Consider the following 16,205-nt stretch of genomic DNA (forward strand, 5'->3'; position numbering starts at 1 on the left):
TACCCCTCTGGCCAAGTTCATGCGGCAAATGGAATGCCGCGCCGTCAGGGCTGGCGCTATTGGGCCGCCCTCATGAGAAAAGGCCGGAGCTCCTCCATGCAATCCTCGCTTTATGTCGCGCTGTCCGCCCAGGTGGCCATGGAAAAGCGCCTGAACACGATAGCGAACAATGTTGCGAACATGAACACGGGCGGCTTTCGTGCGGACGAGGTCAAGTTCGAGGAAATACTCTCGCTCGCAGCCAAGGAGAACGTGTCCTTCGCGTCCTCCGGGCAGAACTTCGTGTCTCGGCGAACGGGTCCCGTCGTGAAGACCGACAACCCCCTCGATGTCGCGATCCAGGGGGAGGCTTGGTTTGCCTTCAACGGGCCCAACGGGGCGGTCTATACCCGCGACGGCCGGTTCAAGATGAACGAGAATGGCGATCTTCTGACGGTTGAAGGCTATCAGGTTCTGGACGCGGGCGGCGCGCCCATCGCACTCGACCCGATGGCGGGTTCGCCGACGATCGGGCACGACGGGACGATCATGCAGGGCACCAACCAGGTTGGAGCCATCGGTCTCTTCAATTTGAGGAACGACAGCCGCCTCACCCGTTTCGGAAACTCCGGCGTCATGTCCAGCATTCCGGGAGAGGTCGTTCAGGATTTCAACTCCACCGGGGTTCAGCAGGGCTTCAGCGAGGGATCAAACGTCAACCCCGTGCTCGAAATGACGAAGATGATCGCGGTGCAAAGGAACTTCGATAGCGCGGCGACGAGCATCCAAGAAAGCGAGTCGACCTTCATGGATGCCATCCGGACCCTTGGCCCCAGTTCCTGATGGCTGCGATGAACGCTCTCCAAAGACTCGAGGAGTTCGTCCTCACCGAAGGCACCGGCAGGCGGAAGGTTCAGATCAGCGGAACCATACGCGAGGTCAATCCGAGCTATTATCGCGTTGCCGGATTGTCCCAGTTCGTGAAGCTTGGCGATCGGGTCGGTTTTGAGGCGCATGAGAAGACGCAGGCCGGAGAGGTGGTTCGAATCGACGACGGCGGGGTCACCATAAAGCCCTTCAACGGGCGCATCGAAGCCGGTATCGGAACGCCCGCCTTCATCCTGGGCGACACGGCCTTGAGCCCGGACCACAGCTGGCGCGGGCGGGTCATCAATGCTCTCGGTGATCCGCTGGACGATCTGGGGCCTCTGGTTCCCGGTCACAGGCCGGTCCGGAACGATGCCGAGCCCCCGTCCGCCATGACGAGAGCCAGGGTGACGACTCCCCTGAAGACAGGCGTCAAGGCCATCGATCTGTTCACGCCGCTCTGTCAGGGGCAACGCATCGGCATTTTCGCGGGCTCCGGCGTCGGAAAGTCCACTCTTCTGACCATGCTCGCCAAGTGTGAGGGCTTCGACACGATCGTCGTGGCGCTGGTGGGAGAACGGGGTCGCGAAGTCCGGGAATTCCTGGAAGGACCCATTCACGCGAACTTGCATAAGTCCATCATGGTGGTGTCGACCGGCGACGAGAGCCCGATGATGCGGCGACAGGCTCCCCGAACGGCGGTGGCGCTGGCCGAGTACTTCCGCGATTGCGGCGACTCGGTTCTGCTCATCGTCGATTCGGTCACGAGATATGCCCATGCCGCCCGCGACGTCGCTCTGGCCGCAGGGGAGCCCGCCGTCGCACGCGGCTATACGCCGAGCGTTTTCAGCGACCTGCCCAGGCTGCTGGAGCGGGCGGGGCCTGGACAGGAGGGACGAGGATCGATCACGGGCATCTTCTCCGTGCTCGTCGACGGCGACGATCACAACGACCCGGTCGCCGACAACATTCGCGGCACGCTCGATGGTCACATCGTTCTGGATCGCGCTATCGCTGATCAGGGACGGTACCCGGCCATCAACGTTCTGGGATCGATCTCGCGCCTGGCCGACCACGTCTGGTCTCCCGACCAGAAGGAACTGGTTCGCCGCCTCCGCGGGCTGATTGCCCGCTACGAGGACACACGGGATCTCAGGCTCATGGGCGGCTATCATCCCGGCAACGATCAGGAACTCGACCAAGCGGTCGTGCTCGTCCCGAAGATCTACGAAGCGCTCAGGCAGGATCCGTCCATGCCCGCCAGTCGAGACGCCTTCATGGACCTGGCACAGGCCCTCAAACAATAGAGTTGTTCACCTCTCACATTAGGACTGGATCGGAATACAGCCTCGCGCAAGCGTCATGGTGTTAGGTCCAGCTTGAAACCGTAGGAGCTTTAGATGAGTCTTTATGGCGTTCTTCGTAGCGGCGTTTCTGGCATGAACGCTCAGTCGAACAAGTTGGGTACCGTTGCGGAGAACATCCAGAACTCGAGCACGACCGGATACAAGCGAGCTTCGACGGAGTTCTCGTCCCTCATCCTTCCGTCGAGCGAAGGCAACTACAATTCCGGCTCCGTCACCAGCAGGGTTCGCTACACGATCGCCGACCAGGGCCCGATCGCGTACACGACCTCGGCATCCGACCTTGCCATCTCTGGCAACGGCTTCTTCGTGGTGACCGATCCGAGCGGATCTCCATACCTGACCCGCGCGGGCAATTTCGTGAAGGACGGGCGGACGGGCAATCTCGTGAACGCCTATGGCTTCACGCTCATGGGCTACAAGCTTGGGGCGGGGGCCGTCAATCCTTCCCTGAACAGCCTCGACGGCGTCGAACCGGTCAACATGTCCTCCTTCGCCATGCAGGCGAGCGGGTCGACGAAGGGGTCGTTCAAAGGCAACCTGCCTGACGGCGAGCCTGTTATTGCTCCCCCGGCCACTGTCAGCAAGCAATCGTCGCTGCAGGTCTATGACAAGGTCGGCAACCCGATCAAAATCGACATCGCATTGACGAAGACGAGTGCGACCGAGTGGACTATTGCTGTCAGCAATGGCACGAGCTCCGAACCGCTGGTTCCTGCCACACCATCGATGGTCCTGAAGTTCGATGGGGATGGTCAACTCGATGTGCCCTCTTCTGTGCTGAGTTTCACAATCCCAGGCGGCGAGACATTCGACCTCGATATGGCGGGCATGACGCAACTCGCCGGCGAATACAACGTCACCGGTGAGGCCAACGGCAATGCGCCGTCCGCCGTGAAGGACGTCGAGTTCGCTTCGGATGGCACCGTCTATGCCGTTTACGAAGACGGAACCCGCGTCGGCGCCTACCGGATTCCCCTGGCAAACGTGTCGAGCCCGGACAACCTGAGCCCGCGCGCCGGCAACGTCTACGAGACGACGGCCGCATCCGGGGGCTACCAGGTCGGCTTCCCGGAGATGTCCGGCTTCGGGTCGATCGCGTCGGGCGCCCTCGAAGGGTCGAACGTCGATATCGGCACCGAGCTGACGGCGATGATCGAGGCTCAGACCAGCTACACGGCCAATTCGAAGGTCTTCCAGACCGGATCCGAACTGCTCGACGTCCTGATGAACCTGAAGCGGTAATCGTTAGAGAGTCATTGATCCATGTCTCTGTCAGTAGCCTACAACACGGCGCGTTCATCGCTCCTGGCGTCGCAATCGCAGATGGCGACGGTCTCACGCAACATCACCGGCGCGTCCGATCCAAGCTATTCACGCAAGATCGCGGCACTGGTGACTCAAGGGGGCGCGGCCCGCGTCGTGACGTTGAGAGCAAGCGATGCGGCGCTGCTGTCGAAAATGCTCGAGACTACGTCCGACGCAGCAACTCAGAAGGCGCTGCTGGAGGGGCTGGAGAAACTGAGCCAAACCGTGGGCGACACGGAACTCGACGAGTCTCTCGCCGCCCGCATCGGAGCCTTGGACAGTGCCCTCAAGCAATATGCCAATGCTCCGGACAATTCGCAGTACGCCCGGGCCTTCGTCACGGCGGCCACCAACATGGCATCCAGTCTGAATCAGGCCACATCGGCCGTTCAGGCCATCCGGCTGGAAGCCGACGGCAAGATTGCGGACTCCGTCGCCCGCATCAACGACCTTCTGGCGAAGTTCGAAAAGGCTAACCAGCAGGTCGTGAGCGGTTCAGCCCTCGGGGCCGACGTCACCGACGCCATGGACACCCGGGACAATCTGATCGCTCAGCTGTCCGAGGAAATCGGCGTGACTGTTGTGCCGCGTGCCGGCAACGACATTGCCCTCTATACCGATAGTGGCGTTCCGCTGTTCGACAAGACAGCCAGGCAGGTCAAGTTCGACCAGACAAACGTTTACGCTCCCGGCACAACCGGTAAGGCCGTGTACATTGACGGCATTCAGGTGACCGGTGCGGAGGCCCTGATGCCTCTTAATTCCGGCAACCTCGTCGGGCTGGTGGCGGTGCGGGACGATGTCGCCGTGACATACCAGCGGCAGCTCGACGAACTCGCGCGCGGCCTCATCGAGACTTTTGCTGAGAAACATCAGACCGACGCATCCAAGCCCGATCTCCCGGGTGTCTTCACGGTTGCAGGCGCAACCAGCGTTCCCGCACCGCCGGCGACGACAGGTCTGGCAGGCCTGATCAGGGTCACGGACGAGATCGATCCCACGAAGAGCGCAACTGGAACCTTCGCGAACATTCGCGATGGCGGGATCAATGGCGCGGCTTACCGCTATAATCCCGATCCGGACAATGCGGCCTTCTCCGGTCGTCTGTACGGACTTGTCGGAGAGATTTCGAAGGAGCGGACGTTCGATAAAACACTCGGTCTGGGAGAGACGGTGTCCCTGCGGGAATTTGCTCAGGGATCCGCCAGCTGGGTCGAGTCCTCGCGTCAGAGCGCCGACCAGTCGCTGAATTACCGGAATACTCTTCTGGGACATGCATCGGAAGCGCTCTCGAACGCAACCGATGTCAATGAGGATGATGAAACCGCCCTGATGTTGCAGCTCGAGAAATCCTACTCGGCTTCCGCGAAGCTGATCTCGGTGATCGATCAAATGATCAAGACGCTCCTAAACGCGGTGGGCTAGGGCATGAAGACGACATTCATCTCGACGGTGACGCTGTGGAACTCCCCTCGATCGTCGCTCGACAGGCTTCAGGAGAGCCTCACGAAGGCCAACACGGAGCTGACGACAGGCCGGCATGCGGATGTCGGGCTCGCTCTTGGATACAAGGTCGGAGAGTCGCTGTCCCTGCGCCAGCAGCGAACTGAGATCGACACGCTGACCAGCAGCAACGGATTGGCCATCCAGCGCCTCAAGACGACGACGTCTGCCCTGGACGGGATTCGCGAAAGCGCCACCAAGTTCCGGGATGCCCTGGTGGGACTGCCGGCCAACCCTCCCGTCGAGACGGTCAAGGGCCAAGCCGCGGCCTACATGAGCAGCCTCATCGGAAACCTCAATGTCTCGATCGGCGGCCAGTTCATCTTCGGGGGTATCAACACGAAGGCGGCGCCGGCCAACGACTATGCCGGCGGCAGCCCGGTCTCGCTCAAGGGGGTGGTTGCGACCGCATTCTCCGCGCCTGCGGCATCGGGCGGCTTCGGCTTTCCTCAGAACAACCCGCTCGCCTCCGGGATCTCGGCCACCGATATGGAGGCCTTCTTGGACGGGCCGTTCAAGCAGATATTCGAAGGTGCCGACTGGAACAAGCTTTCCAATGCATCGGACCAGAACATCCAGAGCCTGATCTCGCCGACGGAGAAGGTCGAGACATCGACCAATGCGAATTCAACGCCCGTCCGTCAGATCGCCATGGCATACGCAATGGTCTTCGACCTCGGGATCGAGGCGCTCAGTCCCGAAGCGAGAAACGTCGTGTTCACGAAGGCGATCGCGGTGCTTTCGACAGCCATCAGCGGCCTGATCGACGTCCAGGCGGGGATCGGAACAGCACAGGCGAGAACCGAGACCGCCAACCAGAGGATGGAGTTGCAGAAGTCGATCTTCGACGAACGCATCGGAGGGTTGGAGGCCGTCGACCCCACGGAAGCAAAGGTCCGTGTCGATCAACTCATGACGCAAATCCAGACCTCCTACTCCCTGACTGCTCAGCTCAAGCAGCTGAGCCTCATCAACTATCTCTAGTATCGGGTTGAGTCGATGTATCGATTTTCATATGCAGAAGTTGTCGAAGACGCTCCTAGAGAATGCCGGCAGCGTGAATATGAGGTCTTCGAACGTGCGATCGGACTCCTGAAGGCTGCCGAGGGGCGGCCTTCCAGATCGCCCGAGGTGAATGACGCGATGGAATTCCTCCAGCGCCTGTGGACAGCCTTCGTCCAGGACCTGGCGCATCCCGACAACGAGTTGCCCGACAAGCTTAAAGCCCAGCTCATCTCGATAGGGTTCTGGGTCATGCGCGAGTCCAGCCGCGTAGCGCTGGGCGAGCACAACGACCTGAACGCGCTTATCGATATCAACACCATGATCCAGGAGGGCCTGAGATGAAAGCCAAAATGAGATTCTCCCTGAAGGCCGGGGAGCGCATCTTCATCAACGGCGCCGTTCTCACCGTGAGTCAGAAGGTGACCTTGAGCCTCCTGAACGAGGCCCGCTTCCTCCTGGAAAGCCATGTCCTCCAGGTCACGGATGCGACGACTCCGATGCGCCAGCTCTACTTCGTCGTGCAGTCGCTCCTGATCAACCCTCAGGAAGCCGGCAAGGTCACGGGCGCGTTCCGCAAACTGCACGATGCTTTGATCACGGTCGCGACCGATGAAGGCGTGAAGGATTCGCTTCGCAAGGTCGGGGACCTCGTGGAAGCGGACCGCACGTTCGATGCGCTGAAGCTCATCCGCACCTTGTTCGAGCCGATCGAGGCTCATCCCTCCGCACCCGCTGAAGCCGCCGCGGTTCAGGCAGCCTAATTCAGGAGCCCCACGATGAACGTCTCCTCAATCTCAAACAACATCGCAACGCAGCGGACGGCCGCGACCGAGACGTCCTCGACGGCGAGCTACGACAACTTCCTGAAGCTGCTGCTCACGCAGATGAAGAACCAGGATCCGACCGAGCCCATGAAGTCGACCGACTACATGGCCCAGCTCGCGACCTTCTCCCAGGTCGAGCAGACCGTGAAGAGCAATTCCAAGCTCGATGCGCTGCTTTCGTCCTCGACATGGGCCCAGGCCGACAGCGTCATTGGCCGCACTGTCTCGACCGCTGACGGCAAGATCTCCGGCGAGGTCCTGTCCGTCACGATCGCCAGCGACGGCGCGGTGGCCAAGCTCAAGGGCGGAGAACAGATTCTCCTCGGGCCTGGCATCGTGGTGAGCTGACGATGAACGAGGTCGATGCCCTGGAGCTTGTCCGGGCAGCCATCTGGACCGTCATCATTGCGGCAGGGCCGGCAGTTGCCGCCGCAATGATCATCGGCATCGTCATCGCGCTTGTTCAGGCGCTGACGCAGATCCAGGAGGTCACCCTCACTTTCATCCCGAAGATCATCGCCATTCTGGTGGTCGCGCTCGTCACCGCTTCCTTCGTCGGATCGCAGATCTTTGCCTTCACCGAACTGGTCTACGGCAAGATTGTAACAGGGTTCTAGTTCCTGGTCTTGCGATCGACTGATGCGCTGCGGAATTCCCTGTCCGGGCGAATGAGCGACCCTCGCGCAAGCTTCGTGGTTCATGTGTCTGTCTGATCGTTCATTCGTTGAGCTGGCAGGCACATGGAAGCAAGTGAAGTGACAGCCCCGGGGCGTGGCAGAGACCTGGCATTCGCCGGCGCGGTCGTCGGCATTCTCGCCATCCTCTTTCTTCCGATCCCGCCGATTGCGATCGATATGGGCCTCGCCCTCTCGGTTGCCCTCTCCGTCCTGATTCTGATGGTGGCGCTCTGGATCCAGAAGCCCCTCGATTTCTCGGCTTTTCCTACCGTCCTCCTCATCGCAACTTTGTTGCGACTTGCGCTGAGCATCGCGTCGACCCGTCTCATCCTGTCCGACGGCCATAAAGGCGTCGACGCGGCCGGCCACGTGATCAGCGGCTTCTCGCAGTTCGTGATGAGCGGCGACTTCGTCATCGGCATCGTGGTCTTCATCATCCTGATCACGGTCAACTTCCTGGTGATCACGAAAGGCGCAACCCGTATCGCGGAAGTGGGCGCGCGCTTTACGCTCGACGCCATTCCCGGCAAGCAGATGGCCATTGATGCCGATCTGTCGGCCGGACTCATCGACGAGAAGGACGCTCAGAAACGCCGGCGTGAGCTCGAAGAGGAAAGCGCCTTCTTCGGATCCATGGACGGCGCCTCCAAGTTCGTTCGCGGCGAGGCCGTCGCGAGCCTGATCACGATCGCCGTCAACATCTTCGGCGGCATCGTCATCGGGGTCACGCGCCATGGCATGCCTCTGTCCAAGGCCGCCGACGTCTTCGTCCAGCTCTCCGTGGGTGATGGACTTGTCAGTCAGATCCCGGCGCTCGTCGTCTCCCTGGCCGCAGGCCTTCTGGTGTCGAAGGGCGGTACGAGAGGACAGGCACAGCAGGCCGTGCTCGGGCAGCTTGGCGCCTATCCCCGGGCCCTCATGGTTGCCGCCGCTCTGATGTTCGTCTTCGCGATCGTGCCTGGCCTGCCGATGCTCCCGTTCCTGGTGCTCGGCTGCTGCATGGGCTTCATCGCCTATTCGATTCCCAAACAGAGAGCCGAGCAGGAAGCAAAGGCTCAGGCCAAGCTCGCGCAGGAACAGCAGAAGACCCTTCTGGAGTCCCGGGATACGGTCAAGGAATCCCTGAAGCTCGCTGAGATCGAGCTCTGCCTGGGCAAGCATCTGGCCTCCCATCTCACCAGTTCCCATGGGGACTTGGCTCATCGCGTCAGCAAGATGCGCAAGAAGTTCGCTCAGGATTACGGCTTCGTGCTGCCGGACGTGAAGCTCTCCGACAGCCTCATGATCCCGCCCAAGAGCTACCAGATCAAAATCCACGGAACCGTCATCGCGACGCAGGAAGTTCGCCCGGGCGATCTTCTCGTCGTGCTCGGCGACGGACCGATGCCCGACGTGCCGGGTGACGAAGTGCGGGAGCCGGCCTTCGGCATGAAGGCCATGTGGGTGTCGGATGTCTATCTGAGCGAGATCAAGCGGCAGGGATTCCAGGCCGTCGATGGAGCGTCGGTCCTCCTCACTCACCTGAGCGAGGTGATCCGCAACAACCTGCCGCAGCTTCTGTCCTACAAGGATGTGCGCAATCTGCTGGATGGCCTGGACTCCGAGTACAAGCGCCTGCTCGACGACATCTGCCCCTCGCAGATTTCCTATTCCGGGCTCCAGTCGGTCCTGAAACTCCTGCTGGCGGAGCGGGTCTCGATCCGCAACCTGAGCCTCATCCTCGAGGCGATCGCCGAGATCGCCCCCCATGCCCGCAGAGCCGAGCAGCTGGTGGAGCATGTGCGGGTCCGGATCGCCCAGCAGATCTGCGGCGATCTCGCTGAGGGCGGCGCTCTGAACGTCCTCAGGCTCGGCAACAAATGGGACATCGCATTCCATCAAAGCCTGAAGCGGGACGCCAAGGGCGACGTGGTCGAGTTCGACATCGATCCCCGGCTCGTGGAACAGTTCGGGACCGAGGCGTCCGATGCCATCAAGACCCGCATGGGTCAGGTTCATACCTTCGCGGTCGTGACGGCGCCGGATGCGCGCCCCTACGTGCGCATGATCATCGAGCGCATGTTCTCGTCCCTGCCGGTTCTCTCGCATCTCGAAATTGCCCGCGGCGTGGAGGTCAATTCGCTTGGTACGATCTCGTGAGCCAGCTGACACCCGAGATCCTGCTGGCGATCTTCCTGATCTTCTGCCGGATCGGCGGATGCCTGATGATGGCGCCCGGATTCTCGAGCAGCCGGATTCCGATGCAAGTCCGCCTCTTCATCGGCCTGGCCACCAGCTTGGCGCTGGCTCCGGTCCTTCTCGATAAGGTTCAGGCCGGCATCGCGTCCCAGGCGCCTGCGGCCGTCCTGGTCTATATCGGCTCGGAGCTCCTGACCGGAATCCTGATCGGCCTGCTGGGACGCGTATACTTCTTCGCCCTGCAATCCATGCTGAGCGCCGTCGCGATGGCGCTGAGCTTCAGCATGCCGGGCACCCCGATCGATGAGGCGGAGCCCCTTCCTGCGATCAGCTCGTTCATCATGATGGTGGCAACGGCCGTCCTGTTCCTCTCCGATCTTCACTGGGAAGTGTTTCGCGGCCTCGTCGACTCCTACTCGCGGCTTGCCATGGGCGAGGGACTGGGCACGAGGCTGTCGCTGACGCAGCTGGTCGACCAGATCGGCATCGCGTTCGTGCTTGCCCTGAGGATCAGCAGCCCCTTCATCCTCTATTCCGTCATCGTCAATCTCGCGGTCGGGCTGACGAACAAGCTCACGCCCCAGATCCCGGTGTACTTCCTGGCGACCCCCTTCGTCATGGTCGGCGGGTTGCTGATCGTGTACTTCGCCGCCAGCGATTACGTGCTCCTCTTCATGGAGGCATTCTCAACCTGGCTTCGGAACGGATAGGCCCATGAAGCAGAGGGTTCGCAAGATCGAACGTATCCTGAAGGTCCAGCAGCATCTCCAGAAGGAAGCGGAGCTGAGGCTCGCTACGCTCGAGCGGGAGTCGACCGAGCTCAAGGCCGCCCAGGAGACGCTCATCCGGACGATGAACGATCACGAGACACTGCACGGGCTTTTCGTCGATGTCACGGCCAAGCGCCTGCAGGGGCTGGCGTCCCAGGCGAGCAAAGTGGACAAGGCGAAGACGGTGCAGAAGGCGATGACCATCGATCGGGCCATGCAGGCCAAGCGCACGGAAAAGATGCTGACCGGCCTGAAGGGGCATGAGCGCCGCGAGGCCGAAAAGAAGGACCTCGCCACGATCCTCGAAGGGCTTGCAAAAGGCGGCAGCGCAAGCTTCCCGTAAGCTAGCCGGGTTACACCTTGCCTCGAGTTTAGAAACCTGAAGAGATGCGAGATGGCGATCAGCCCGCCCTCCGATATTGTCAACGACGTCGCAAGAGCGGCGGATCCCGCACGCTACCAGGCGGCCGCGCAGAAGCTCCTCGACGGCGCGTCCGCGGTGGACGGAGCCAGCTTCGAGGACGCGGTGAAGTCAGTGGCCGGCCAGCCTCTCATGGCGTCCGGCGCGGATGTCTATACCCTGCGCAATTCGCTTCGCAACGACGCCGAGTCGGCCGGCGCCGCCCGGTCGAAGAAGGCGCACCAGGAGTTCGAGGCCTATATTCTTCAGACCTTCGTGGAATCCATGCTCCCGAAGGATGCGGAGAACACCTACGGCAAGGGCAATGCGGGCTCTATCTGGAAATCCATGATGGCCGAGCAGATCGGCGCGCAGATTTCGAAGGCGGGCGGCATCGGGATCGCGCAGCATGTCCTCGGATCCCGGGTGACCGGACCGTCCTCCGACATCCCGGCTCCTCGGCCGATCCCGCCGTTCTCGACCAAGATTTGACCTCAGAGCGCACGACGGCAAGAGCGTCCGACCGTCGCCAGAAAACAGGAACCACCATGATGCTGATGAAGTCCCTGGATCGACTCGAAGAAACGCTGGACATGGAAACCGCTGCTCTCATGGCGCGCGACCTGTCGAACCTGGACGAGTTCAACCGGCGCAAGAGCCAATGCCTGCTCGAGATCAGCCGGATCGTCCGCACGGCCGAGATCCACGCGCTCGATCAGAAGGCGACGAAGCGGCTGCAGGATCTCCAGGCCAAGATCGAGACCAACCAGGACATCCTGCGGCGCCACATGCAGGCCGTTCAGGAGGTCGCGAGCATCATCTCGACGGCGATCCAGAGCGCTGAATCCGACAGCACATATTCGGTGCACATGAACAAGGCGGGCTTCGGCGCATGATGAAGAACGTCATGGCGGGCTTCTGGGTCTGCGCGGTCACGCTGGCGTCCTGCTATGCGGCCGTGACCTGGACGGTCGGCAAGGCGCCCGCGGAGGAGAAGGGAAGTTACGAAGGGCTGCAGTACAAGAAGCTGCCGCCCATGAACATCCCGATCGTCGCGGAAGGAGCCGTGCAGGGCTACGTGATCGCAAATCTCGTCTTCACGGCGGATGCCAAGACCCTGCGCGAGATCTCCGTGCCGCCTGAAGCCTTCATCCAGGACGAGATCTTCCGCCATGTCTATGCCGACGAGACGCTCGATTTCAAGAAACTCTCCCGGTACAACGTCAACGGCATGATCGGCAGCGTCCGCGAGAAGATCAACAAGCGCCTGGGGGCCGAGATCGTCAAGGAGATCCTGGTCGAGAATTTCAACTTCGTGGACAAATCCGACATCCGCTCCTAGCGCGCCGGTCGACCCGGTGCGGCGGGGCGGCGACGCCTGGAAAGAATTTTTTGATGACCTATTGCCTGATCATTGATGACTCCCGCGTAATCCGAAAGGTATCCCGCGACATTGTCGAGAGCCTGGATTGTCGCGTCTCCGAAGCCGAGAACGGGGAGGCGGGCCTCAAAGCCTGCCAGAACGAGATGCCGGACGTGATCCTCCTCGATTGGAACATGCCCGTCATGGACGGCTACAGCTTCCTCAAGGCGCTGCGCAGCACGCCGGAAGGCCGGTCCCCGAAGGTGGTCTTCTGCACGACGGAGAACGGCCTCGACCATATCACGCGTGCGCTGGAAGCGGGCGCGGACGAATATGTCATGAAGCCGTTCGACAAGGATATCCTCGCCGCCAAGCTCCAGGGGCTCGGTGTTCTTTCAGCAACGCATTCGGCGTGAGACGATGTCCCATTCTCCCTTATCCCAGACAGGCCCCGCTCCTGGCCGCCTCACCCGCGTGATGATCGTCGACGACAGCGCGGTGATCCGCGGGATGATCGGCCGATGGCTCACGGAAGCCGGCGGCTTCGACATCGTGGCGACCGCGTCGAACGGCCGGATGGCCGTCGATGCGGCGGAGCGCTCGAAGCCCGAGATCATCCTGCTCGACATCGAGATGCCGGAGGTTGATGGCCTCGCGGCCCTGCCGATGATCCTGAAGGCGCATCCGGCCAGCAAGGTGATCGTGATCTCGACCCTCACCCAGAGGAACGCCGAGATCTCCCTGAAATGCCTCTCGCTCGGCGCTGTCGATTATCTGGCGAAGCCGGAGAGCGCCCGCGCGGCCGGCGCGGCGGCGGATTTCCGCCGCGACCTCGTGGACAAGCTCCGGGCCCTGGGCGAGACGAAGGCCCGCCCGGCGAGAACCTTCGCGGCGCCCGCGCCGACCGTCGTTTCCCCGGCGCCCGCTCCGCTTGCGCGGCCGAGCGCCACCAGGCCGCAATGCCTCCTCATCGGGTCGTCCACGGGCGGTCCGCGCGCCGTCGAGCGCGTGCTCCTCGATCTGAAGCCGGCGCTGGCCACCATCCCGGTGCTGATCGTCCAGCACATGCCGGCGATGTTCACGGCCGTCTTCGCCGAGCACCTGCAGACGCTGTTGTCCGTTCCGGCCCGCGAGGGGCGTGACGGAGACGTGGTGGCGCCCGGCACGATCCTGGTCGCTCCCGGCGGACGGCACATGGGCGTGGTGTCGTCCGGCGGCAAAACGACGATCCGTCTCAACGACGGGCCGCCGGAGAATTTCTGCCGCCCGGCCGTCGACGTGCTGTTCCGCGAGGCCGCCGCCATCTACGGCGCCTCGGCGCTCGCCGTCGTGCTGACCGGCATGGGCTCGGACGGCACGCAGGGCGCGCGCTTCCTCACCAAGGCGGGCGCGACCGTGATCGCCCAGGACGAAGCGACGAGCATCGTCTGGGGCATGCCGGGCAGCATCGTGAAGGCGGGCCTCGCCCATGACATCCTTCCCCTGGAATCCATCGGCCGTTCCCTGAAGGGCCTCATCACCGGAGCGTCGAAATGACCGAGGCCGAATTCGAAGCCCTGCGCGTCTTCCTGAAGGCCCGGTCCGGCCTGGCGCTGTCTCCCGACAAACGCTACCTGGTCGAAAGCCGCCTCTCGTCCGTGTGCACGCGCTTCAAGCTCGAGACCCTCTCGCACCTCGTGCGGGAGATCAGGACCGGCCGCGCGATCGCGCTCGAAAAGGCGACGATCGAGGCGATGACGACGAACGAGACCTTCTTCTTCCGGGACAAGACACCGTTCGATCTCTTCCAGGACGTCCTGCTGCCCAAGTATATCAAGGAGCGGGCGACCAGCCGCAGGCTGCGGATCTGGTGCGCGGCGGCGTCCAGCGGCCAGGAGCCGTATTCGCTGGCAATGCTCCTGAAGGAGGCCTCCGCCCGCATGCCGGGTTGGCACATCGACATCGTGGCGTCCGACATTTCCACCGAGGTGCTGGAGAAGGCGAAGGCCGGCTTCTACAACCAGTTCGAGGTGCAGCGCGGATTGCCGATCCGCCTCCTGGTGAAGTACTTCACGCAGGTGGGCGACCAATGGCAGATCGCCCCGGAGATCCGCGCCATGGTGGATTTCCGCTACCTCAACCTGCTCGACGATTTCGGCCGCCTCGGCCCGTTCGACATCGTCTATTGCCGCAACGTGCTGATCTATTTCGACGCGCCTCTCAAGGCGGACGTTCTGCGCCGGATCTCCACCATCATGGCGGCGGACGGCTCGCTCCTGCTCGGAGCGTCCGAGACCGTGCTCGGCGTCACGGACGCCCTGACCCTCGATCCGGCCCATCGCGGGCTCTACTCCAAGTCTCCGGTGGCGAGTGCCCCGAAGATGGTCGCCATCGGCGCGCGGTAGAGCGTCGTAAGGGCCCGAAAGGGTAGCGTCAGCGATAAGTGGACTTCATTTCCCGTACGCTGCGCCAGTGAGCTCTCCCGCGTCATGGCCGGGCCTGTCCCGGCCGTCCGGCGCCCTCGGGGCCGACACCCTCCCCATGTCATGGCCGGGCTCGTCCCGGCCATCCCGCTGCGGTGGAACGCAGCGCCTCACGGCATCGAGATCACCGGCACAAGGCCGGTGATGACGACGGAAGGGGCAGAGTCGCGTTCCAAACAAGCGTGATCGCCGGAAGCGTCTACCCCGAGGGTCGGGCGCTCTTTTTATGCCGCGCAGAGCGGGCCGTCATAGTTAACAAACTGTAAACACAACAATTTTTGCGAAAATCGATCTCTTTCTGCTTGACGCAACGGACACCCCTCAGTAAACAGAAAGCACAAGCACCGCCGACGAAGCGCTCATCGCTTCGGGTGCTCAAGAAAGCACTATGGTACGCCTTCCGATGAAGGCCAGGCATGATGCCATTCCATTTTGCCGGTAAAAGCCCGGATGCCATGTGAGCAGCGGATCGAGGTCGTCTCGAGGCATGAAGCCACTCCGCTGGGTCGGTTAAAATCCGACATTCCCTGAAAAAATCTCACATCATTCAAGGAAGAAGCACATGTCTTCGATTCTCACGAACTCCAGCGCGCTGACCGCTCTCCAGAACCTGAACAACACCCAGCGCGCTCTGAGCAAGACGCAGAGCCAGATCTCGACGGGTCTGAAGGTCGCCACCGCTGCCGACAACGCGACCAATTGGTCGGTGTCGACGCAGATGAAGTCCGACAACAGCGTGCTTGGCACCGTCAAGGACTCGCTGAAGCAGAACTCGGCTCTCGTTAAGACGACCACCGCTGCGCTTTCCCAGGTTGTCGAAACCATCACGAAGATCAAAGAGCAGCTCACTCAGGCGAAAGACGTCGACGGCACGGCTCCGACGGCAGCTGCTGGCTACGCTGAAATCAATAAGGCCCTCGACGGCCTCGGAAAGACTCTCGACGGTCTCGTGAAGGGAGCGAACTTCAACGGTGTGAACCTCCTGACTGGCGGCGACGCTACGACTGCCGGTGATGCATTGCGTGTTGTGACCGGCTATAGCGAGAAGACGTTTACGTCGATCTCTGGTCCCGCCAGCGTCAATCTCCTTTCCGCGACCGCTACCGGACTCGACGGTCTGATCAATCTCGCTGACATCAATGCCCCGGATGCTCCGGCCGGAACTGGTTCTATTGCGACTGCTATGGGTCTTGCCGATGATGCTCTCAAGGTAGTTCGTGAACTCGCAGCGGATTTCGGTGCGGTTCAGAACCAGATCGAAGCTCAGTCCAAGTTCATTGAGGTTCTGTCCGACTCGCTGACGAACGGTGTCTCCGCGATGGTCGACGCCGACATGAACGAGGCTTCGACCCGCCTGCAGGCCCTGCAGACGCAGCAGCAGCTCGGAGTGCAGTCGCTTTCGATCGCGAACCAGAACAGCCAGATGATCCTGAAGCTCTTCAACTAAGAGCCTCCTGATCGGTGACCATGAGGCCCCGTCTTGCGAAAGGCGGGGCCTTCTTTTT

The 16,205-nt window shown here is 61.9% G+C and carries 19 protein-coding genes; all 19 read left to right on the forward strand.

What is annotated here, in order from left to right; all coding sequences use genetic code 11:
- Positions 1-96 precede the first annotated feature (96 nt).
- The 19 genes from flgF to HPT29_RS03920 all read left to right on the forward strand — a co-directional run bounded on the left by flgF (position 97) and on the right by HPT29_RS03920 (position 16,147).
- Positions 97-822, forward strand: a complete 726-nt coding sequence (gene flgF, locus HPT29_RS03830; protein ID WP_173950070.1) for a flagellar basal-body rod protein FlgF — start codon at positions 97-99, stop codon at positions 820-822.
- A gap of 8 nt (positions 823-830) precedes the next feature.
- Positions 831-2,153 (forward strand): flagellar protein export ATPase FliI, encoded by a 1,323-nt coding sequence (gene fliI / locus HPT29_RS03835; protein WP_173950071.1) that lies wholly within the window; start codon positions 831-833, stop codon positions 2,151-2,153.
- Between the two features lie 93 nt (positions 2,154-2,246).
- Positions 2,247-3,455: a flagellar hook protein FlgE gene (locus tag HPT29_RS03840; RefSeq protein ID WP_173950072.1), complete on the forward strand. Its 1,209-nt coding sequence runs from the start codon at positions 2,247-2,249 to the stop codon at positions 3,453-3,455.
- Positions 3,456-3,476: 21 nt separating this feature from the next.
- On the forward strand, positions 3,477-4,943 hold the full coding sequence (flgK, locus tag HPT29_RS03845) for a flagellar hook-associated protein FlgK (protein WP_173950073.1): 1,467 nt from the start codon (positions 3,477-3,479) through the stop codon (positions 4,941-4,943).
- 3 nt (positions 4,944-4,946) lie between these two features.
- Positions 4,947-6,005, forward strand: coding sequence for a flagellar hook-associated family protein (locus tag HPT29_RS03850; RefSeq protein ID WP_173950074.1), 1,059 nt, complete (start codon positions 4,947-4,949; stop codon positions 6,003-6,005).
- 15 nt (positions 6,006-6,020) lie between these two features.
- On the forward strand, positions 6,021-6,368 hold the full coding sequence (gene flaF / locus HPT29_RS03855) for a flagellar biosynthesis regulator FlaF (RefSeq protein WP_173950075.1): 348 nt from the start codon (positions 6,021-6,023) through the stop codon (positions 6,366-6,368).
- Complete coding sequence (flbT, locus tag HPT29_RS03860; protein ID WP_173950076.1) at positions 6,365-6,787, forward strand: flagellar biosynthesis repressor FlbT; 423 nt, start codon at positions 6,365-6,367, stop codon at positions 6,785-6,787. The genes flaF and flbT overlap by 4 nt, the downstream gene beginning before the upstream one ends.
- A 15-nt stretch (positions 6,788-6,802) precedes the next feature.
- Positions 6,803-7,198 carry a flagellar hook assembly protein FlgD gene (flgD, locus tag HPT29_RS03865; RefSeq protein WP_173950077.1) on the forward strand — a complete coding sequence of 132 codons (396 nt, stop codon included), beginning with the start codon at positions 6,803-6,805 and terminating at the stop codon, positions 7,196-7,198.
- A gap of 2 nt (positions 7,199-7,200) precedes the next feature.
- Positions 7,201-7,467, forward strand: coding sequence for a flagellar biosynthetic protein FliQ (locus tag HPT29_RS03870; protein ID WP_173950078.1), 267 nt, complete (start codon positions 7,201-7,203; stop codon positions 7,465-7,467).
- 123 nt (positions 7,468-7,590) lie between these two features.
- Positions 7,591-9,666 carry a flagellar biosynthesis protein FlhA gene (gene flhA / locus HPT29_RS03875; RefSeq protein WP_173950079.1) on the forward strand — a complete coding sequence of 692 codons (2,076 nt, stop codon included), beginning with the start codon at positions 7,591-7,593 and terminating at the stop codon, positions 9,664-9,666.
- Positions 9,663-10,415, forward strand: coding sequence for a flagellar biosynthesis protein FliR (gene fliR / locus HPT29_RS03880; RefSeq protein WP_173950080.1), 753 nt, complete (start codon positions 9,663-9,665; stop codon positions 10,413-10,415). Before flhA ends, fliR begins: the two co-directional genes overlap by 4 nt.
- Positions 10,416-10,419: 4 nt before the next feature.
- A complete protein-coding gene (locus HPT29_RS03885) occupies positions 10,420-10,818 on the forward strand; it encodes a hypothetical protein (RefSeq protein ID WP_173950081.1) in 399 nt (132 codons plus the stop codon).
- A 51-nt stretch (positions 10,819-10,869) separates the two neighbouring features.
- Positions 10,870-11,367, forward strand: a complete 498-nt coding sequence (locus HPT29_RS03890; protein ID WP_173950082.1) for a rod-binding protein — start codon at positions 10,870-10,872, stop codon at positions 11,365-11,367.
- Positions 11,368-11,468: 101 nt separating this feature from the next.
- Entirely contained in the window at positions 11,469-11,771 is a 303-nt protein-coding gene (locus HPT29_RS03895; protein WP_210812787.1) for a flagellar protein FlgN, read from the forward strand.
- Positions 11,768-12,217 (forward strand): hypothetical protein, encoded by a 450-nt coding sequence (locus HPT29_RS03900; protein ID WP_247654767.1) that lies wholly within the window; start codon positions 11,768-11,770, stop codon positions 12,215-12,217. The genes HPT29_RS03895 and HPT29_RS03900 overlap by 4 nt, the downstream gene beginning before the upstream one ends.
- 53 nt (positions 12,218-12,270) lie before the next feature.
- Complete coding sequence (locus tag HPT29_RS03905) at positions 12,271-12,654, forward strand: response regulator (RefSeq protein ID WP_173950084.1); 384 nt, start codon at positions 12,271-12,273, stop codon at positions 12,652-12,654.
- Positions 12,655-12,658: 4 nt separating this feature from the next.
- Entirely contained in the window at positions 12,659-13,774 is a 1,116-nt protein-coding gene (locus HPT29_RS03910) for a protein-glutamate methylesterase/protein-glutamine glutaminase (RefSeq protein WP_173950085.1), read from the forward strand.
- A complete protein-coding gene (locus HPT29_RS03915) occupies positions 13,771-14,622 on the forward strand; it encodes a CheR family methyltransferase (protein WP_173950086.1) in 852 nt (283 codons plus the stop codon). Before HPT29_RS03910 ends, HPT29_RS03915 begins: the two co-directional genes overlap by 4 nt.
- Positions 14,623-15,262: 640 nt before the next feature.
- The gene (locus tag HPT29_RS03920; RefSeq protein ID WP_173950087.1) at positions 15,263-16,147 is read left to right on the forward strand and encodes a flagellin N-terminal helical domain-containing protein; all 885 of its coding nucleotides are present in this window, start codon (positions 15,263-15,265) and stop codon (positions 16,145-16,147) included.
- The last annotated feature ends 58 nt before the right edge of the window (positions 16,148-16,205 follow it).

This window comes from Microvirga terrae (genome assembly GCF_013307435.2).
In the GTDB taxonomy this organism is placed as follows: Bacteria; Pseudomonadota; Alphaproteobacteria; order Rhizobiales; family Beijerinckiaceae; genus Microvirga; species Microvirga terrae.